The organism is Pseudomonas sp. SbOxS1 (assembly GCF_013416725.1).
In the GTDB taxonomy this organism is placed as follows: Bacteria; Pseudomonadota; Gammaproteobacteria; order Pseudomonadales; family Pseudomonadaceae; genus Aquipseudomonas.
On the sequence record NZ_JAAVXC010000071.1, the window covers coordinates 1 to 18,244 of the forward strand.

The window sequence follows — 18,244 nt, forward strand, 5'->3', positions numbered from 1 at the left end:
ATCGTTCTTCGCGGGCAAGCCTCGCTCCTACAGGCGAAGCAGACGCCGCGGTGTACCTGCTGCACCGCGTTACCGTTCTTCGCCGGCAAGTCGGGTCGCCGCATCGCTGGCTCCTACAAGGCATCCATCAGCGCCTCATGAAAGTAAGCCATCGATGCCCGGTCGCAGAGGATGAACAACCTCGGCTGCTGCGCGGTTGTGGCGTTGATCACGATCACGTTGATGCGCGCCGCCGAGGTTTGCGCCACGGCACCGGGGCCAAATACCTGGGGGTTCAAGTCGACGCCGCAGAGTTTGGCCATCACCTCGGGAACGTGCTGGCCACTGAGCTCGAACCAGGCATGGCTGTCCTGGCGTGGCAACAGGTAGTTGGCCTGCGGGTCCAACGCCCAGCGAGCCTCCTCTTCGGCAATGCGTTGGCCCTGGTCCTGCGCACTGCCCAGCAGCAGGTATTCGGTCTGGGACAGGCGCACGGCGTAACTGCCGTCAACCTGGGCGACGGCGCGGTTGGGCGCGTCCGGCAGCACGAAGTCCCGACTCTGCAAATAGCGCGCACTGTCGGCGCCGCGAAACCCGACCCGGGGCAGATCGGTCAGGTCGGTCAGCGCACAGGTGGGCAGGAGGGCGAAGGCCGGTTGCCCGGCGCTGTGTTGTTGTCTCAGGCTGGTCATGGCTCAAAGCTCCTGGCGCAGGTTGGAGGGGTCGAAAAAGGGTAGCGGCACGACATCGGCATGCACCACGCGGCCACCTTCAACGCGGATCGCAATCCGTTGCCCGGGCGCGCTCTGGTCGATGCCGGCGTAGGCCAGGCCGATGATCTTGCCCAAGGTCGCCGAGTACTCGCAGGACGTGACGTTGCCGCTGATGTCCGGGCCATTGAGCACCAGATGACCTTCCAGCGGTTGCGCGCTGTCCTTGGGCAAGGTGAAACCCACCAGTTTGCGCGTTTGCGGCTGGGCTTCGAGGATGTCCACCGAGCGCCGTCCGACGAAGAACGGTTTGTTGCGACTGACGGCCCAGCCCATGTCGATTTCCATGGGATGGGTCATGCCATCGGTGTCCTGGCTGATGATCACATGGCCTTTTTCCAGGCGCAGCAAACGCTGGGTCTCCACACCGAACGGGCGGATGTCATGGGCCTTGCCGGCCTCCATCAGCGCGTCCCAGAGCTTGAGGCCATGGCGCGCCGGTACGTGGATTTCATAACCCAGTTCGCCGACAAAACCGACTCGCAACAGCCGGGCCTTGATCCCGGCCACGGTGCCTTGGCGCACGCCCAGGTAGGGGAACGCTTCAGCGCTCAGGTCGAGGTCGCTACAGACCTGCTCCAGCACTTTGCGCGAATCGGGCCCGGCGACATTGACCGCGCAGATCGCCGCCGTGACGTTGGCGACGTCCACGTCCAGGCGCCATTGCGCGTTCCACTTGAGCATCTGCTGGTAGATGCGATCCACGCCGCTGGTGGTGGCGGTGACGTAGAAGTGGTTGTCGGCGAAACGCGCGCACACGCCGTCGTCGATCACCACCCCGTGTTCATTGGTCATCAGCGCATAACGGGAGCGACCGATCGGCTGCTTGAGGAAGGCGAAGGTGTACATCCGGTTGAGCAGTTCGGCGGCGTCCGGGCCGCGCACATCCAGGCCGCCCAAGGTCGAGACGTCGATGATCCCGACCTTGTTGCGCACATGCAGGGCTTCGGCTTGCATGCACGCGTCGCGGTTGCTGGCATCGCCGTAGTAGGCCGGACGCTGCCAGATGCCCGCTGGCATCATCTTCGCGCCGGCTTGCAGGTGCCGGGCATGCATGGGTGTTTGTCGATACGGATCGAACGCCCGACCTGCGACGTGGGCCAGTTTTTCCGCGACAAAGGGCGGGCGCGCGGTGGTCACGCCGGTTTCGCTGATGTTGCGCTGGGTCGCCCAGGCCACCAGGCGCGCGGTTGGCAGTGCCGAGTGACGCCCTTGCGAGGGGCCCATGCCCACCGTGGAATAGCGCTTGACCAGTTGCACGTCGCGATAGCCGATGCGCGTGGCATTGACGATGTCTGCCACTTGCAGGTCCTCGTCGAAATCGACGAAATCCTTGCCCTTGGGGTGGGGGAAGATCGGCCAGTTGAAGTTGACCCGCACCTCGCTGCCCAGCGGCGCCCGGTGCACACCGACCGCCAGCCCCAGCGCAGAGGCGGCATCGGCACCGGCATTGACGCCGTCGGCGATCACGTTGTCGAGGCGGTGACGGCCATTGACCGAGCCTGCGACCGCGAGGTTCCGGGGCAGTCCGCTGAGGGTGAATTCGGCGCGCTGATCATCGTAGGCCAGCTTGCCACCGGCCTGGCACAGCAGTTGATAGACCGGCATGTAGCCGGCGGACATGCACAACAGGTCGCAGTCCAGGCGTTGCCCGCTCTCGGCGACCTGGCCCTGGGCAGTGATCTTGCGCACGTCGACGCCGTTGACATGGCGCATACCTTTTTCGTGCAGGGCCTCGTACACGGTGCTGTTGCGCTGGCAGGGGATCTTGCGTTGTGCCAGCGCGCCCAGCAGGGCCTCATCGCCCGGGCCGTGGCGCAGGTCCACCACGGCAGCGACTTCGACGCCCTGATCAAACAAGTCCAGGGCGGCGAGGTAACCGTCATCGTTGCCCGTCAGCACCACCGCGCGCTTGCCCGGCTTGACCGCGTACAGCTTCATCAGGCGCTGTGCGGCGCTGGTCAGCATCACGCCGGGCAGGTCGTTGTTGCGAAACACCACCGGCTGGTCGAATGCACCGCTGCACACCAGGCACTGTCGGGCACGCACCTTGTACATGCGTTTGCCCTGGATCACCGGCAGGTAATTGTCGGTGAACCAGGCGTTGCAGGTCGCCTCGGTGAGGATGCGAATATTGGCATGTTGCTGTACTGCCGCGAGCAGTTCGCCGCGCAAGGCGTCGGCGCGTTTGCCCGGAATATCGAAGCGGGCATAGGTCAGCGAACCACCCAGGACCGGCTGTTGTTCGATGAGCAGCACCTTGGCCCCGGCATTGGCCGCGGTCAGTGCCGCGTGCAGCCCGGCGGGACCGGCGCCGATCACGGCCAGGTCGGTGAACAGGTAGGCCTTGTCGTAATACTCGGGCTTGAACGTCAGGTCGAGTACGCCCAGGCCGGCCTTCTTGCGAATGATCGGTTCCCAGACTTTCCACATGCCCTTGGGCTTGTAGAACGAGCGGTAGTAGAAGCCCACCGGCATGAATTTGGAAAACTTGCCCAGATAAGCGTCGCGGTCGTTGTCCAGCGAGCCGTTGACGTTCTGCGCCGTCACCTGCAAACCGGCGGCCAACGCGTGTGCATCAGCCAGTACGTTGGGTTCCTGGGGCAATTGCACCAGGCTGTTGGCGTCCTGCCCGGCCATGGTCAACGGGCCACGGGGGCGATGGTATTTGAACGAGCGGGAAATCAGGAAACGTCCGTTGGCGAGCAGGGCGCTGGCGATGCTGTCGCCTTGCAGGCCCTGGTAGGGAAGGCCTTCGAAACTGAAGTCGAGCGGCTGGTCACGGTCGATCAGCAGGCCCATCGGGGCGGGTAGGCGGTTCATCCGGCGATCTCCTGTGCGGCGTTGAAGTCGACGCGGGCAGTGAAAAGTTCTTTGGGGTCGAAGGTGCGCAGGATCTCGTCGGTCACGGTGTGACGTTCGGCGAGAAACCAGTAGCTCGATGGCGTGTGCATCCACCATTCGCGCACCACACCGGCGAGGTTGTCCGTGTTGAACACGTAGTCGGCCCACTCGGCATCGCTGCAGCGCAGCGTGTCGGGCATCGGCTTGAACTCGCCGCCGTAGGTGAATTCGCTGATGTTGCGTGGCCCGTTGAGCGGGCAAATGATGATTTTCATGGGTCCCCTCTGCCTCAGTGACTGGCCGCCGTAGCGCCCATTTCGTTGACTTGCCGGAAGGTCGAGAAGCGCTCCAGGCCAAAGGGCTTGATCAGCTCCGGCACCTTGCCGCCACTGGCCACCAGTTCGGCCATGGTCTTGCCGCAGATTGGCGTCGCCTTGAAGCCCCAGGTGCCCCAGCCGGCGTCCAGGTAGTAATTTTTGACCGGCGACAGGCCCATGATCGGGCTGTAGTCCGGGGTCATGTCGGTGATCCCGGCCCACTGGCGCATCAGCTTGGCATTGGCCAGGAACGGGAACATCTCGATGGCGTGGGCCAACAGGCTTTCCTTCAGGTCCAGGGTCGATCGGGTGTTGAACAGCGGGTACGGATCGGAGCCGCCGCCGAACACCACTTCTCCGCGGCTGGTCTGTTGCACGTAGCAATGCAGCGCCGACGAGCTCACCAGCGGATCAAGGAAGGGTTTGAAGGGCTGGGTGACCATGGCTTGCAGCGGGAAGGTCTGGATTGGCGAACGAATCCCGGCCTTGGCCATCAGCAGCGAACTGTGCCCGGCAATCGCCTGCACCGCGCAGCCGCACTTGATGGTGCCGCGGTTGGTCTTCACGGCGGTGATGGCGCCGTTCTCGATGATCAGGTCCTGCACCTCGGTGAGCTGGTGGATTTCCACGCCGCGCTTGGCCGCCTGCTTGGCGTAGCCCCAGGCCACCGCGTCGTGGCGCGCGGTGGCGCCGTCGATGTGCCAGAGGCCGGCGATCACCGGCAGGTGGCCGGGGTCGAGGTTGAGGCTGGGCACCAGTTCACGGATCTGCTGGCGGTCGATCATTTCGGTGCGGCCGCCGAAGTGCTTGTTGACCTCGGCCCGCTGGCGGAACGAACGCACGGTGGCATCGGTGTGGGCCAGGGTCAGCTGGCCGCGCTCGGAGTACATGATGTTGAAGTCGAATTCGTTGGACAGGCCCTGGAACATCCGCACCGATTCGGCATAAAAACGCACGCCTTCGCTGGTGAGGTAGTTGGAGCGGATCACCGCCGTGTTGCGTGCGGTATTGCCACCGCCCAGATAGGACTTCTCCAGCACCGCGATGTTGGTGATGCCGTGGTATTTGGCGAGGTAATAGGCGGTGGCCAGGCCATGGCCACCGGCACCGATGATCACCACGTCATAGCTGGATTTCAGTTCACGCGGTGGTGGCAGATCCACTTCCACCGGGTACTCGGAACTCAGCCCGTACTTCAAGAGATTGAATGGCATACGGCCTCCGATGGGCTGTGCTGTTGCATAAGGGCCGCGGTCACGGTGTTTTTCATCAGGAAGGCAATGGTCATCGGCCCGACACCACCGGGTACCGGGGTGATCGCCGCGACCTGGGGCAGGGCGCTGTCGAAGTCGACATCGCCGACCAGGCGGCTGCGACCGGCGTCGTCGATGCGATTGATGCCGACGTCGATCACCACCGCACCGGGCTTGAGCCAACTGGCGTCGATCAGGCGCGGACGCCCCACGGCGGCAATCACGATGTCTGCCTGGCGGCAGAGGGCCTGGGGATCGGGGCTGCGCGAATGCAACACCGTCACCGAGCAGTCGGCCTTGAGCAGCAGCGCCACCATGGGTTTGCCGACGATGTTCGAGCGGCCGATCACCACTGCGTGCTTGCCGCGCAGATCGCCGCAGGTTTGCTCCAGCAGGTACAGGCAGCCGCTGGGTGTGCAGGGCGCGAGCACCGGGCGGCCCTGGCTGAGGCCGCCGACGTTTTCACTGTGGAAGCCGTCGACGTCCTTGCCCGGATCGATGGCTTGCAGCGCCCGCAGTTCATCGACATGAGCGGGTAACGGCAGTTGCAGGAGAATGCCGTGGATCGAGGGATCGGCATTCAGTGTGGCGATCAGGTCGAGCAGCTGTTCGGTGCTGGTGTCTGCGCTCAACCGATGTTCCAGGGAGCGGATGCCGACCTCGTCTGCGCGCAAGATCTTGTTGCGCACGTAGACCTGGCTGGCCGGGTCGCTGCCGACCAGGATCACCGCCAGGGCCGGCTGGATGTCTTGCGCGCGCAGGCGGTCGACGTCCTTGCGGACCTCGAGCAACACCCGGGCGGCGGCGGCTTTGCCGTCAATCAGTCGGGGGGCGTTCACCGGAAGATCACCGTTCTGTCCTGGTTGAGGAAAACCCGGTGCTCCAGGTGGTACTTGACCGCCTTGGACAGGGCCACGGTTTCTGTGTCACGGCCGGTGGCCACAAGGTCGTCCGGCAAGTAGACGTGATCGACCCGCTGCACCTCCTGCTCGATGATCGGACCCTCATCGAGGTCGCTGGTGACGTAGTGGGCGGTGGCGCCGATCAGCTTCACGCCGCGCTGGTACGCCTGGTGATACGGCTTGGCGCCCTTGAAACCGGGCAGGAACGAATGGTGAATGTTGATCGCCCGGCCGGAAAGTTGCTTGCACAGGTCGTCGGAGAGGATCTGCATGTAGCGCGCCAGCACCACCAGTTCGGTGCCGGTGTCGTCGACCACCTTCATCAGCTCGGCTTCCTGGCGGGCCTTGGTGTCCTTGGTGACCGGCAAGTAGATGAAGCGAATGCCCTCGCGCTCGGCCATGGGCCGCAGGTCGAGGTGGTTGGAGACGATGGCGGTGATGGTCATGTCCATTTCGCCCTTGTGGTAGCGGTAGAGCAGGTCGGTGAGGCAGTGGTCGAACTTGCTCACCATCAGCAGCACGCGCATCGGTTCGCGGGTGTCATGCAGTTCCCAGTGCATGTCGAAGGCCTGGGCAACGTCGCTGAAACCGTCCTTGATCTGCTGGATATCCCCGGCGTGGCCGTCATTGAAACGGAACACCGCGCGCATGAAAAAGCGGCCGCTGAAATCGTCGTCGAATTGCGCCATCTCCCCGATGTAGCAACCGTTGTCCGCCAGGTAGGTGGTGACGGCAGCGACAATGCCGGACACCGCGGGACAGGTGATCTTGATGATGAAATGGTTCTTTTCGTGTTGCATGACACGTCCTCGGGATGATGGCGGCAGCTCATCGCATAGCGAAAAAATGTCAGCGGACGGCAAGGCTCATTCCTTGAGCGCATTTTCTTGTTAGGAATAAAATATTCCTGTTGGTGGCTTTATAAGGGGAATGACGGCCGTGCGTCCAGAGGTTTTGTGAAAGTTTTTTAACTGGTGGGAATTTTATTGGGTGATTGATGTGCTGTACGAATACCTGTCGACGCGGACTTTGTAGGAGCCCGGCTTGCCGGCGAAGGCGTCCTTGAGTATTGCGTAGGTCTCTCGGGCGCCTTCGCCGGCAAGCCGGGCTCCTACGAGGGTGGCTTCGCCACGCCTCTTGCACACATGAAATTAAACATGTATTTTTTCATGAAATTAAAACTATAAAATTTCATGGAGCCGGTATGTTTCAGCAATCCACCCAGCATGTCGCCAGCTATTACGCCCACACGTGCGCCGATCGCCTGGTCAATCGGGCGGCGTTGGAGGGCGAGCAGGACACCGAGGTGCTGATCATCGGTGCCGGCTTCAGTGGTTTGCACACGGCGCTGCGCCTGGCCCTGGCCGGCAAGCGCGTGACCTTGCTGGAGGCCAGCCGGGTCGCCTGGGCCGCGTCGGGACGTAATGGCGGCCAGGCCATTCTCGGTTGGTCCTGTGACATGCCGCCGCTGGAAGCCGCGCTGGGTCATGAGCGCGCGCGGCGGTTGTGGGATGGCATGCGCTGGGCGGCCAGGGAGTTGCGCGAATTACCCGTGCGCCATGGTTTCGATTGCGACTACCGGCCCGGCCACCTCTGGACGTCGGTGATGCCACGGCGGGTCGGCCTGTTGACCGAATGGCAGCACGAGGCCAGCCACAAATGGGGGCATGACGGTTTGCGTTTCATCGAGCGCGCCGAGTTGCCCGAGTGGGTCGCCAGCGAGCGTTATCAGGCCGGTTTGTACGACCCCGAAGGCGGCCATTTGAACCCGCTGAAACTGGCGCTGGGACTGGCCGCCGCGATTGAGCAGGCCGGTGGCGTGATTCATGAACAAAGCAAGGCGTTGAATTATCGCGAGTACGACAATGGCTACGTGGTGACGACTGAACGCGGGCGCATCCGCGCCGAGGTCCTGGTACTGGCCTGCAACGCCTATCTCGACCGGCTCGACCCGCAGCTATCGAGTTGCGTATTGCCCGTTGGCACTTATCAGGTAGCCACGGCGCCGATGTCCGAGGCCCAGGCGACCGCGCTGCTACCCGGCAACGTCTGCGTCACGGACAACCAGTTCGTGCTCGATTATTTCCGCCGCACGCCGGACAACCGGCTGCTGTTCGGCGGCGGCTGCACCTATCTGGGGGGCATGCCCAAAGACATCGCCGGCGCCACCCGTCCGTGCCTGGAAAGGGTGTTCCCGCAATTGAAAGGCATAGAATTGGAGTTCGCCTGGGGCGGTCATATCGACCTGACGCTCAAGCGCACGCCCGACATCGGTCGGCGTCGCGACCTGTACTGGTTGCAGGGCTATTCCGGGCACGGCGTGCTCCCGACCCTGGCCGGGGCACGGGCGGTGTCCGATGCCATTCTCGGCCAGCCGGATGAGCTGGCGTTGTATCAGGGGTTGAGCAACGGCAGCTTTCCCGGCGGCAAATACATGGCAGCGCCGCTGGAAGCCATCGGCAAAGCCTGGTACCGGCTGCGCGACAGCATTTGAATCGGCCATTTCTGGAAGCCTTTAGATGGACATGCAAGAAGAGATTTCGGCGCTGGCGATCCTGATCCAGGACCTGCGCAAGCACAAGAAGTACACCTTGAAGGATCTGGCCGACAAGATCGGCCGCTCCGTGGGGTTTCTTTCCCAGGTCGAGCGTGGCTTGTCCCGCCCCACGGTGGCGGACTTGACCGCCATCAGCGAGACCCTCGGCGTGCCAACCACCTATTTCTACAGCCTGCCCAAACCCATGGCCCTGCCCTGGGTGACCCGGCCGGATGAGCGCCGCACGTTGTATTACGCCGATGGCATCACCGACATTCTGGTTTCGCCAAAAATGCGCGCGTCCTTTTCCATGCTCGAAAGCCAGCTGGAGCCCGGCGCCAGCAGCGGCGATCGGCACATGAAGGACAGCTCGGAGCAGGGCGGCTATGTGCTGGAAGGGGAACTGACCCTGTGGCTGGATCAGGACGAACCGGTGACCCTGCGCACTGGCGACAGCTTTCAACTGGCCAGCCATGCCCACTGCCGCTACGGCAACCTCTCGGACCAACTGACCCGCGTACTTTGGGTCTACACCTGATAAAAACAAAGGAACAAAACGATGGATGCTGTGTGCTCTGATCTGTTGGCCGAAGTGCGTGGGTTTCGTCAGCGCTACCCCGATGTGCGCCATGTCGACCTGATTTCCCTGGACATACCGGGGCATTTCTACGGCAAGCGCTACCCGATCGAAATGCTCGAGAAAGTCGCCGCTGGCAGCGCCCTCAAGTTGCCGCAAAACTGCGTGTTGCTCGGCACCCAGGGCGGGCTGTTCAAGATCGGCGACTACTGCTTCAACGATGGCGATCCGGACGCGCTGCGTCGGCTGGTACCGGGCACGCTCAAGTTGGTGAGCTGGGAGAAGCAGGCGTTGGGGCAGATGTTGATCACCTCCGATGGCACGGAAAAACCGATCGTCTTCGAACCCCGTGAAGTCCTCGCGCAGGTGTTGGCGCGGCTTGGCCGCAAGGGCATTTTCCCGGTGGTGGCGTTCGAGCTGGAGTTCTATCTGTTCGACAGCCGGTTGCGCGATGGATTACCGCAGTTTGCCCGCGACCCGCTGACCGGCGATGCGGACGACCAGCCGAACATGCACATCGAACGACTCTCGCGATTCGCCCCGGTGCTCGACGAAATGGTCGAGACCGCGCGTGCCCAAGGCATCGATGCCACAGTGATCACCGCCGAACTGGGTCCCGGTCAGTTCGAGATCAATTTCGGTCATCTGGACGATGGCCTGCGCGCCGCTGACTGGGCAGCCCTGTTCTGCCGCAGCACGCGAGGCGTGGCACTCAAGCACGACTACCGCGCCAGTTTCATGGCCAAGCCTTACTTGCAGCACCCCGGCAGCGGCATGCATGTGCACGTCAGCCTTTACGACGAGGCGGGCAACAACCTGCTGGCGGCGAACGGGCAACGAGCGTTGCGCCATGCGGTGGCCGGTTGCCTGGATGTGTTGCCGCATTGCATGCCGATCTTCGCGCCGAACCACAACGCGATGCGTCGCCTGAGCGCTACGGTGAACGTCGCCTCGCGCGCCAGTTGGGGCTTCGAGGATCGAGACGCGTGCCTGCGGGTGCCGGAGTCGGACGCCAGGAACCTGCGCATCGAACATCGCCTTGCCGGCGCCGATGCCAACCCGTATCTGGTGCTCGCCGCGATCCTGGTGGGGATGGAGCAGGGCCTTGAACAGGGTCATGAACCCATCGCCCCGCTCAACGAAGACCGCAACAGTGGCATCGACTTCCCGCTGGAAATGCTCGAGGCCGTGCGAGCCATGCAAGGCCATCAAAAACTGCGCGAAGGCCTGGGCGCGGAATTCGTCGATGTGTACTGCGAGAACAAGCGCCAGGACCACTTGGCGTTCCTCAACGACATCAGTGCGCGGGAGTACCGCTGGTTCCTGTAGTTAAGGTGGTTTCGAGGTTAACCGTAAAAAATGTCTGGATATATAACAGGTTAGAGATTTTAGTAACTGAACGGTTAATCAAAATATCTTGTTACAGGGCGAAACATTGCGTAATATCCGCCCCGCGTTCACCACCACGGTTTATGCATTTTTAAGTCCCGGGCGTCCATCAGCTGCCCGGGATTTTTTTTGCCTGAAATTCGGTGTCATTTAGATCGATTATTTCCTTGGGCTATTTAGATAGACGCAATCCGCATATCCATGACCGAAGAATCCACGCAGTGGCGTTGACCTTGTCCGCTATCGAGGACGCTTGTTCGTCATGGCAGAAAAATCTGTCCCGCCTGCTTCATTGAGGCTGCCCCAACGTCGACTTTGACTGTTCGACCGACAGCTTGTCGGGCCTGGCTGAATCCATAGAATCCGCCCCATCAGCTTCGTCCAACTATCCAGTCCTTCAGGGAGCAACACCATGATGAACGCCATGCAGATGCCAATGAACACCAACATGCCGATGATGCCGATGATGGGCATGCCGATGATGATAGCGACCATGACCTGCGAGATGATGGACGACGGCATGATGTGCAAGATGATGCCGGCTGCTGGCATGGACATGGCCATGTTCAAGAACAGCGCTGAAATGATGCAGATGATGATGAACTGCGGCATGCCGATGATGATGCACTGCGGCAACATGAGCATGATGTGCATGTCCCAGGCGAGCATGAGCATGCCGATGTCAACCATGATGATGCCCATGCCGATGATGGGCATGCCGATGCCATCGATGAAGTGCGTGATGGAATGCACCATGATGGCCGACTGCATGATGTGCAAAATCATGCCGATGGCCGGCATGAATATGGACATGATGAAAAACTGCTGCGCCCTGATGATGAAGATGATGAACGACTGCAGCATGCCGATGATGATGAGCTGCAACGGCATGCCGCTGATGTGCTGCACCTGCTGATCTTGTAGGAGCCGGCTTGCCGGCGAAGGCGTTCTTGAGGACGCCTTCGCCGGCAAGCCGGCTCCTACAATTTAAATAGCTTTTCAGTCCAGGCGTTCGGGGTAGGTCACCACCAGATAAGCCACCGCTTCGCTGTCGGCCGGGTTGCGATAGCGGTGGGGCTGGTCGGCATAAAACAGGATCGAGTCGCCGGTGGAGAGCAGGTAGCGTTCATCGTTGACGCTGATTTCCAGCACACCCTGGGACACCACCAGGTTTTCCTGGACTCCGGGGCCATGGCCTTCGCTCTGGTCCTCACCCAAGGGGCTCAGGCGCAACTCATAAAACTCCGATTGGCGCGCCACGTCGAACGGGAACAGCGCACGGCTAACAAACGCGCCGTTGGCACTGACCAGGCGCTTGCTCTGGTTCGCCGACAACAGCGCTACCCCCTCGAAGGCCCGATGCTCAAGAAACGCGGCCACCGAAACCTTCAAGCCTTTGGCGATTTTGCACAGCACCTTGATCGACGGCACGCTGCGCCCGGATTCGATCTGCGCCAGCATCGCCCGGCTCACGCCACACTGGCGGGCCAGCGCATCGAGAGACAGGTGACGCTTGCTGCGCAGGCGTTGAAGATTCTGTGCCACCCGTTCGCAGTTGGCGTCTTCCTCTTGATGCTCCAGTTGATTGAAGTCCAGCGCAGGTTCATCGGCGCTGACCAGATAGCGTGAGGGAGGGTGCACGTTCACGCGTGACGAGTCTCGGTCGCCTTGGCGACTTGCGCCCATGGAAAAGCCTGGAGAGCGGCGTTGCGTGCGTACATTTCCCACATGGCCCGTGCCCGTTGCTGAGCCTGTTTGCGTTTGCGGTAGCTGGCGAAGTCGATGAGGTTGTCAGTCGGATTCATGGGGCACTTCACTGTGGTCGATGACGGGGTGAGTTGAGAATACCTGCGTATTGTTATAACCATAAATACTTGTTAACTATTTATTAATTCGTTTTGGTTATTATTGGTTGTGTCGCATCCGTGCCTTGGTAGATGAGGTTTATATTCCTGAAAGGTATAAATAGATAATTATATATTCCTTTTAATGTAATCAAAGGCAGTGCACCTTGGAGGCCTGCCCCTTCATTCGCAAGGGCAAGACACCCAGACAGGAAGCCTCAACATGACCATCAAAGCGATCAACGTCCGTAACCAGTTCAAGGGCGTCATCAAGGAAATACTGGAAGGCGAAGTGGTCTCGGAAATCGACGTGCAAACGGCGTCGGGCATCGTCACCTCGGTGATCACCACCCGTTCGGTGCGCGACCTTGAATTGAAGGTGGGGAGTGAAGTGATTGCCTTCGTGAAATCTACCGAAGTCTCGATTGCCAAGCTGTGAGTGCAGGCGCAAAAAAGCCCGGCTGATCAGGCCGGGCTTGTTTTTTACGCGGTGAAGCGATGGGGTCAGGCGACGGTGTTGCCTTGCAGACGGTCGGAGCCATCAGCCGCGACGGTGTTGCCTTGCAGGCGGTCGGAGCCATCAGCCGCGACAGTGTTGCCTTGCAGGCGATCCGAGCCATCAGCCGCGACAGTGTTGCCTTGCAGGCGGTCAGAGCCATCAGCCGCGACAGTGTTGCCTTGCAGGCGGTCCGAACCATCGGCAGCTACACGATTTTCGATCAGGCGATCCGAACCGCCTTCAGCCACACGATTCTCGATCAAACGATCCGAACCACCTTCAGCCACCCGGCTTTCAATCAGACGATCCGAGCCACCTTCAGCCACGACAGGCTGAACAGAGGTAGCGGCAAAAGCGTTAACTGCAAAAACCGAGAAAGCGATGCTGAGGAGGGTTTGGCGTTTCATGATCGTGTGCTCCGGGGTGTTGTTGGTTGGTATGGAGCTGATGTTACGCCCTGGAGTTTTTAAGAGAACTTCATTGAGTTAATGGTGACTATTGACGTAGTCAATGGTTGGAAGGAAGCAGGCCTAGCGCGAAATCAGCCCGTGATCGATCGCGTACTTGACCAGTGCCGCCGGCTTATCGATGTTGAGCTTGCGCCGAATGCTCAGGCGATGGGTTTCCACCGTGCGCACGCTGATGTCCAGTTCCCGCGCCATTTCCTTGTTGTTCAGCCCTTGCGCCATCTTCGACAGCACCTGGCTTTCACGGGGGGTCAGCTCGTTGTCGGTGTTTTTGTCGGCGATCAGCCGTTGGGCGATTTCGGCGCTGTAGAAGGTCCCGCCGCTGGAGATGGCTTCGATGGCGGCGATGATTTCCCGTGACGGGGCATTCTTCAGCACATAGCCACTGGCGCCCGAGCGCAGCGACTCGCTCACGTACTCATAGTTATCGTACATGCTCAACACCAATACCTTGAGCGCCGGGTACTGGCTGCGCAACACGCGGGTCAGTTCCAGGCCGTTCATGTCCGGCAGGCTGATGTCGACCAGCAGCAGGTCCGGCTGGCAGCGTCCGACCATCTCGATTGCCTGGGCGCCACTTTCGGCTTCGCCCACCACTTCCAGGGGGGCCATGACCGACAGCAGCGCCTTGATTCCGTCGCGGACCAGGGCGTGATCGTCGACCAGGGCGACGCGGATCGGGGAGGGCAGGTTCATTGAAGGCTTCACTCTTGTTGTTGGGGCATCAGCGTTTGCTGGTGGGCAATTTCATTGGCAGCAGAACATCCAGCTCACTGCGCCCGGGTGTCGAGATCAGTTCGAAGCGGCCACCAAAGTGTTCAACGCGTTCACGAATATTACGCAAGCCAATGCCGAGTTGACGACGTTCGACCTGGGCGACGTTGAAACCGACACCGTCGTCGACCACCGTCAACCGCACCGACTGTTCACAGCCGCGCAGGGTAATAGAGACATGCCTGGCCTGGGCGTGGCGTTCGATATTGGTCAGCCCTTCCTGGACGATGCGAAACAACGAGACCGCTGCACCGTCGACCAATTGGCAGTCGAACTCATTGTCGTCATAGGTCACGGTAAGGCCGCTGCGCTGTTCGAACTCAGCCGCCAGTTGACCGATTGCCGCCGACAGGCCGAGGGTGTCGAGCAACGATGAACGCAAGTCATGGGAGAGGCTGCGCACTTCGCCGATGGCATCCCCCAGGCGTGCGGTGGCATCTTTCAACGTGCCCAGGCCCTTGTCGAGGTGTTGTCCGCTTTCCAGCAAGTGGCTGGCCAGTTCGAACTGGAACTTGATCGAGACCAGCACCTGGCTGATGCCGTCGTGCAGCTCACGGGACACCCGCGAGCGCTCTTCCTCCTGCAGGCTGACGATACGTTGGGTCAGGCGCTGCAGTTTCTTGTCCGCCAGGCGATGCTCGCTGACATTGAGGGTCATGCCGGTGGCGAAGACAAACAGCACCGCCACCAGCGCCACGACGGCAATCGCCATCATGGTCTTGCGGATGCCCATGGCCACTTCGGCACGGGCTTGCTGGGTGGCGCGCTCGACATCCTCAAGGTAGATGCCGGTGCCGAGCATCCAGCCCCAGCGATCGAGCATCACCACGTAGGCCAGTTTGTCGGTCACCTGTCCGGAAGAGGGTTTGTTCCAGGCGTAGCGTTGAAAACCTTCGCCCGACTGCGCGCTTTTGAGCAGCGCCTGGATCACCGGCAGGCCGTGCGGGTCTTTCATGTCCCACAGGTATTTGCCCACCAGTTCCGACTGGCGCGCGTGCATCAGGCTGCGGCCTTCATGGTCGTAGACGAAGAAATAGCCGTTGATGCCAAAGCTGAGCTTGCGCAGTTCCTCCAGCACCTGTTGCTGAGCGCGTGCGTCGCCCTGGCCGTTGTCGTACAGCGGCTCGATCAGGCTTTTCGCCATTTCGACGTAGTTTTTCAGTTCCGCGCGCTTGCTCATCAGGATGCTGTCTTCGATCAGCTGCGCCTGTTGATCACCCAGTTGGCGATTGAGGGAAATCACCAGTGCGCAAATGACGGCAATGGCCAACACCAGCGGCAAAATGCCGAGCGCGACGATCTTGTGTTTGAGCTGCATGGTTACTCCTGCCCGCGCGGGGGGCCGGCATCATATGCCAATGTGGCGAGGGGATTCATCCCCGTTGGGCTGCGAAGCGGCCCCAGCATTTCATGGTTGAATCGCATCTGCAGGTTTTACGACTGCTACGCAGCCGAGCGGGGCGGTGCGACGTTTCGCTGAATCCCCTCGCCACAAAGGCACATCCCACAGAGAAATCAGGGGCGTCTACGTAGAACTACGTAGGCGCTGCGTACGTAGTAACGCGGATTTATTTGTGGACGCCATGCGCGGATATTGGGCCAGCTCCGCACAGCGGACACAATTATAAAAATTACCGCCGCAGTCACGAGCTGTCGGCAGGAGACCCTCTATGCCCCGTCTGGCTAAACACCTCGCCTGGTTTGCCGTGGCTGTCCTGGGAGCGATTGCGCTGAGTGTCGTGGCCCTGCGCCGCGGTGAAGCGATCAACGCCCTGTGGATCGTCGTTGCAGCCGTCGCCATCTACCTCGTTGCCTACCGCTACTACAGCCTGTTCATCGCCAACAAAGTGATGCAGCTGGACCCCAATCGCGCCACTCCCGCCGTACTCAACAACGATGGCCTGGACTTCGTGCCGACCAACAAGCACGTACTCTTCGGTCACCACTTCGCGGCCATCGCCGGCGCGGGGCCGCTGGTCGGTCCGGTACTGGCGGCGCAGATGGGCTACCTGCCCGGCACGCTGTGGCTGATTGCCGGCGTGGTGCTGGCCGGTGCCGTGCAGGACTTCATGGTCCTGTTCATGTCCACCCGCCGCAACGGCCGCTCCCTGGGCGACATGGTCCGCGAAGAAATGGGCCGCATCCCCGGCACCATCGCGCTGTTCGGCTGCTTCCTGATCATGATCATCATCCTTGCGGTGCTGGCGCTGATCGTGGTCAAGGCCCTGGCCGAAAGCCCGTGGGGCATGTTCACGGTCATGGCGACCATCCCGATCGCGATGTTCATGGGCATCTACATGCGCTACATCCGTCCGGGCCGCATCGGTGAAATCTCGATCATCGGCGTATTCCTGCTGCTGGGCTCGATCTGGCTGGGCGGGCAGATTGCCGCTGACCCGGTGTGGGCCAAGGCGTTTACCTTTACCGGTATCCAGATCACCTGGATGCTGATCGGCTACGGTTTCGTGGCTGCCGTCCTGCCGGTTTGGCTGATCCTGGCGCCCCGTGATTACCTCTCCACCTTCCTGAAAATCGGCACCATCGTCGCCTTGGCCATCGGCATCCTGGTGACCATGCCCGAGCTGAGAATGCCGGCACTGACCCAGTTCGTCGACGGCACGGGACCGGTGTGGAAGGGCGGTATGTTCCCGTTCCTGTTCATCACCATTGCCTGTGGCGCGGTATCGGGCTTCCACTCGCTGATCGCTTCCGGCACCACGCCGAAATTGCTGGCCAGCGAAGGTCATGCCCGTTACATCGGTTACGGCGGCATGCTGATGGAATCGTTCGTGGCGATCATGGCCATGGTCGCGGCCTCGGTGATCGATCCGGGCGTTTACTTCGCCATGAACAGCCCTGCGGCCATCGTGGGTTCCGATGCGGTTTCGGTTGCTCAGACCGTCAGCAGCTGGGGCTTTGCAATTACCCCGGAAGCGCTGCAAGCCGTGGCCAAGGACATCGGTGAAACCACCATCCTGGCCCGTGCCGGCGGTGCGCCGACCCTGGCGGTGGGTATCGCGCAGATCCTGCACCACGTCCTGCCGGGTGAAAACACCATGGCGTTCTGGTACCACTTCGCGATCCTGTTCGAAGCGTTGTTCATCCTGACCGCGGTGGACGCCGGTACCCGTGCCGGGCGTTTCATGCTGCAGGACCTGCTCGGCTCCTTCGTGCCAGCGCTCAAGCGCACCGAATCCTGGACTGCCAACCTGATCGCCACCGCCGGTTGCGTGGCCATGTGGGGTTACCTGCTGTACCAGGGCGTGATCGATCCACTGGGTGGCATCAACACCTTGTGGCCGCTGTTCGGTATCTCCAACCAGATGCTGGCCGGTATTGCGCTGATGCTCGGCACCGTGGTGCTGATCAAAATGAAGCGTCAACAGTATGTGTGGGTGACTCTGCTGCCAGCGGTATGGTTGCTGATCTGCACCACCACCGCCGGTTTCATCAAGCTGTTCGACGCCAACCCGGCCATTGGTTTCCTGGCCCTGGCGAAAAAATACAGCGACGCCCTGGCCAACGGTCAGGTGCTGGCGCCGGCCAAGAGCATTGACCAGATGCAGCACGTGATCTTCAACGCGTACACCAATGCGACGTTGACCGCGCTGTTCCTGTTCGTGGTATTCAGCATCCTGTTCTTTGCGCTCAAGGTCGGTATCGCCGCCTGGGGTACCAAGGAACGCACGGACAAGGAAGCGCCGTTCCAAGCGCTGCCGATGCCTGATCATGTTCAATGACCTGAGTCGCCTGGGCAAATACCTCGGTCAGGCCGCGCGCCTGATGGTGGGCATGCCGGACTACGACAACTACGTCGAGCACATGCAAAGCAAGCACCCGGACAAACCGGTGATGGACTACGAGGCGTTCTTTCGGGAACGCCAGGAGGCTCGTTACGGTAGCAAGTCCGGACCGAAGTGTTGTTGAATGAATGAATCAAGAAACCCGGCCTAAAAAGCCGGGTTTTTTGTTTGGGATTTCGCGTGTTGGATTGGGTTTACCTTTTTTTTGCGTACATATCCATTCCTGCGGTAACGGCCACTTATGGTTTCGCCCTTACGGCGAGTCACTTGGAAAAACGGAACGCCGCCCG

18 protein-coding genes are annotated in these 18,244 nt (G+C 61.1%); 7 read left to right on the forward strand and 11 right to left on the reverse strand.

From position 1 onward, the window contains the following. Nucleotides 1-113: 113 nt before the first annotated feature. Genes HFK74_RS32655 through purU form a run of 6 tightly spaced genes read right to left on the reverse strand, consistent with a single transcriptional unit; the run spans nt 114 to nt 6,865 of the window. Nucleotides 114-671 carry a sarcosine oxidase subunit gamma gene (locus HFK74_RS32655; RefSeq protein ID WP_180207190.1) on the reverse strand — a complete coding sequence of 186 codons (558 nt, stop codon included), beginning with the start codon at nt 669-671 and terminating at the stop codon, nt 114-116. 3 nt (nt 672-674) lie between these two features. Next, nucleotides 675-3,572, reverse strand: a complete 2,898-nt coding sequence (locus tag HFK74_RS32660; protein ID WP_180207191.1) for a 2Fe-2S iron-sulfur cluster-binding protein — start codon at nt 3,570-3,572, stop codon at nt 675-677. Beyond that, on the reverse strand, nt 3,569-3,868 hold the full coding sequence (locus HFK74_RS32665; RefSeq protein WP_180207192.1) for a sarcosine oxidase subunit delta: 300 nt from the start codon (nt 3,866-3,868) through the stop codon (nt 3,569-3,571). Before HFK74_RS32665 ends, HFK74_RS32660 begins: the two co-directional genes overlap by 4 nt. A gap of 14 nt (nt 3,869-3,882) precedes the next feature. Then, nucleotides 3,883-5,124, reverse strand: coding sequence for an FAD-dependent oxidoreductase (locus HFK74_RS32670; RefSeq protein WP_180207193.1), 1,242 nt, complete (start codon nt 5,122-5,124; stop codon nt 3,883-3,885). After that, nucleotides 5,106-6,002 (reverse strand): bifunctional methylenetetrahydrofolate dehydrogenase/methenyltetrahydrofolate cyclohydrolase FolD, encoded by an 897-nt coding sequence (gene folD / locus HFK74_RS32675; protein WP_180207194.1) that lies wholly within the window; start codon nt 6,000-6,002, stop codon nt 5,106-5,108. Before folD ends, HFK74_RS32670 begins: the two co-directional genes overlap by 19 nt. Beyond that, nucleotides 5,999-6,865, reverse strand: coding sequence for a formyltetrahydrofolate deformylase (gene purU / locus HFK74_RS32680; protein ID WP_008062940.1), 867 nt, complete (start codon nt 6,863-6,865; stop codon nt 5,999-6,001). Before purU ends, folD begins: the two co-directional genes overlap by 4 nt. Nucleotides 6,866-7,269: 404 nt before the next feature. Here purU and HFK74_RS32685 point away from each other — a divergent pair, with 404 nt between their 5' ends. The 4 genes from HFK74_RS32685 to HFK74_RS32700 all read left to right on the forward strand — a co-directional run bounded on the left by HFK74_RS32685 (nt 7,270) and on the right by HFK74_RS32700 (nt 11,483). Continuing rightward, entirely contained in the window at nt 7,270-8,559 is a 1,290-nt protein-coding gene (locus HFK74_RS32685; protein WP_180207195.1) for an FAD-binding oxidoreductase, read from the forward strand. A gap of 25 nt (nt 8,560-8,584) precedes the next feature. Then, the gene (locus HFK74_RS32690; protein ID WP_180207196.1) at nt 8,585-9,139 is read left to right on the forward strand and encodes a helix-turn-helix domain-containing protein; all 555 of its coding nucleotides are present in this window, start codon (nt 8,585-8,587) and stop codon (nt 9,137-9,139) included. Nucleotides 9,140-9,160: 21 nt separating this feature from the next. Beyond that, a complete protein-coding gene (locus HFK74_RS32695; RefSeq protein ID WP_180207197.1) occupies nt 9,161-10,507 on the forward strand; it encodes a glutamine synthetase family protein in 1,347 nt (448 codons plus the stop codon). A gap of 472 nt (nt 10,508-10,979) precedes the next feature. Beyond that, nucleotides 10,980-11,483, forward strand: coding sequence for a hypothetical protein (locus tag HFK74_RS32700; RefSeq protein WP_180207198.1), 504 nt, complete (start codon nt 10,980-10,982; stop codon nt 11,481-11,483). Nucleotides 11,484-11,566: 83 nt separating this feature from the next. Here HFK74_RS32700 and HFK74_RS32705 read toward each other — a convergent pair whose 3' ends face one another. Both HFK74_RS32705 and HFK74_RS32710 read right to left on the reverse strand, forming a co-directional pair. Next, nucleotides 11,567-12,214, reverse strand: a complete 648-nt coding sequence (locus HFK74_RS32705; RefSeq protein WP_368738187.1) for a helix-turn-helix domain-containing protein — start codon at nt 12,212-12,214, stop codon at nt 11,567-11,569. Then, a complete protein-coding gene (locus tag HFK74_RS32710) occupies nt 12,211-12,372 on the reverse strand; it encodes a hypothetical protein (RefSeq protein ID WP_162831852.1) in 162 nt (53 codons plus the stop codon). The genes HFK74_RS32705 and HFK74_RS32710 overlap by 4 nt, the downstream gene beginning before the upstream one ends. A gap of 262 nt (nt 12,373-12,634) precedes the next feature. Between HFK74_RS32710 and HFK74_RS32715 the strand changes: the two genes are divergently transcribed. Then, nucleotides 12,635-12,850: a molybdopterin-binding protein gene (locus tag HFK74_RS32715; protein WP_007904463.1), complete on the forward strand. Its 216-nt coding sequence runs from the start codon at nt 12,635-12,637 to the stop codon at nt 12,848-12,850. 65 nt (nt 12,851-12,915) lie between these two features. Here the strand turns inward: HFK74_RS32715 and HFK74_RS32720 are convergent, their stop codons facing one another. From HFK74_RS32720 to HFK74_RS32730, 3 genes are all read right to left on the reverse strand, one after another. Next, nucleotides 12,916-13,317: a hypothetical protein gene (locus tag HFK74_RS32720; protein WP_180207199.1), complete on the reverse strand. Its 402-nt coding sequence runs from the start codon at nt 13,315-13,317 to the stop codon at nt 12,916-12,918. A gap of 123 nt (nt 13,318-13,440) precedes the next feature. Next, on the reverse strand, nt 13,441-14,073 hold the full coding sequence (locus HFK74_RS32725) for a response regulator transcription factor (protein WP_008062955.1): 633 nt from the start codon (nt 14,071-14,073) through the stop codon (nt 13,441-13,443). Between the two features lie 28 nt (nt 14,074-14,101). Further along, complete coding sequence (locus HFK74_RS32730; RefSeq protein ID WP_180207200.1) at nt 14,102-15,469, reverse strand: cache domain-containing protein; 1,368 nt, start codon at nt 15,467-15,469, stop codon at nt 14,102-14,104. Nucleotides 15,470-15,821: 352 nt separating this feature from the next. Between HFK74_RS32730 and HFK74_RS32735 the strand changes: the two genes are divergently transcribed. Continuing rightward, complete coding sequence (locus tag HFK74_RS32735; RefSeq protein WP_008062959.1) at nt 15,822-17,891, forward strand: carbon starvation CstA family protein; 2,070 nt, start codon at nt 15,822-15,824, stop codon at nt 17,889-17,891. Next, on the forward strand, nt 17,881-18,078 hold the full coding sequence (locus HFK74_RS32740; protein WP_180207201.1) for a YbdD/YjiX family protein: 198 nt from the start codon (nt 17,881-17,883) through the stop codon (nt 18,076-18,078). Before HFK74_RS32735 ends, HFK74_RS32740 begins: the two co-directional genes overlap by 11 nt. Nucleotides 18,079-18,244: the final 166 nt, after the last annotated feature.

Excerpts from the sequence above, each read along its gene's own strand:
- HFK74_RS32665 (WP_180207192.1), bottom strand. The coding sequence starts at position 3,868 with ATGAAAATCATCATTTGCCCGCTCAACGGGCCACGCAACATCAGCGAA.
- HFK74_RS32660 (WP_180207191.1), bottom strand. The coding sequence starts at position 3,572 with ATGAACCGCCTACCCGCCCCGATGGGCCTGCTGATCGACCGTGACCAG.
- HFK74_RS32690 (WP_180207196.1), top strand. The coding sequence starts at position 8,585 with ATGGACATGCAAGAAGAGATTTCGGCGCTGGCGATCCTGATCCAGGAC.
- HFK74_RS32715 (WP_007904463.1), top strand. The coding sequence starts at position 12,635 with ATGACCATCAAAGCGATCAACGTCCGTAACCAGTTCAAGGGCGTCATC.
- HFK74_RS32730 (WP_180207200.1), bottom strand. The coding sequence starts at position 15,469 with ATGCAGCTCAAACACAAGATCGTCGCGCTCGGCATTTTGCCGCTGGTG.
- HFK74_RS32725 (WP_008062955.1), bottom strand. The coding sequence starts at position 14,073 with ATGAACCTGCCCTCCCCGATCCGCGTCGCCCTGGTCGACGATCACGCC.
- HFK74_RS32735 (WP_008062959.1), top strand. The coding sequence starts at position 15,822 with ATGCCCCGTCTGGCTAAACACCTCGCCTGGTTTGCCGTGGCTGTCCTG.
- HFK74_RS32655 (WP_180207190.1), bottom strand. The coding sequence starts at position 671 with ATGACCAGCCTGAGACAACAACACAGCGCCGGGCAACCGGCCTTCGCC.
- HFK74_RS32740 (WP_180207201.1), top strand. The coding sequence starts at position 17,881 with ATGTTCAATGACCTGAGTCGCCTGGGCAAATACCTCGGTCAGGCCGCG.
- HFK74_RS32685 (WP_180207195.1), top strand. The coding sequence starts at position 7,270 with ATGTTTCAGCAATCCACCCAGCATGTCGCCAGCTATTACGCCCACACG.
- purU (WP_008062940.1), bottom strand. The coding sequence starts at position 6,865 with ATGCAACACGAAAAGAACCATTTCATCATCAAGATCACCTGTCCCGCG.
- HFK74_RS32710 (WP_162831852.1), bottom strand. The coding sequence starts at position 12,372 with ATGAATCCGACTGACAACCTCATCGACTTCGCCAGCTACCGCAAACGC.
- HFK74_RS32670 (WP_180207193.1), bottom strand. The coding sequence starts at position 5,124 with ATGCCATTCAATCTCTTGAAGTACGGGCTGAGTTCCGAGTACCCGGTG.
- HFK74_RS32700 (WP_180207198.1), top strand. The coding sequence starts at position 10,980 with ATGATGAACGCCATGCAGATGCCAATGAACACCAACATGCCGATGATG.
- HFK74_RS32720 (WP_180207199.1), bottom strand. The coding sequence starts at position 13,317 with ATGAAACGCCAAACCCTCCTCAGCATCGCTTTCTCGGTTTTTGCAGTT.
- HFK74_RS32695 (WP_180207197.1), top strand. The coding sequence starts at position 9,161 with ATGGATGCTGTGTGCTCTGATCTGTTGGCCGAAGTGCGTGGGTTTCGT.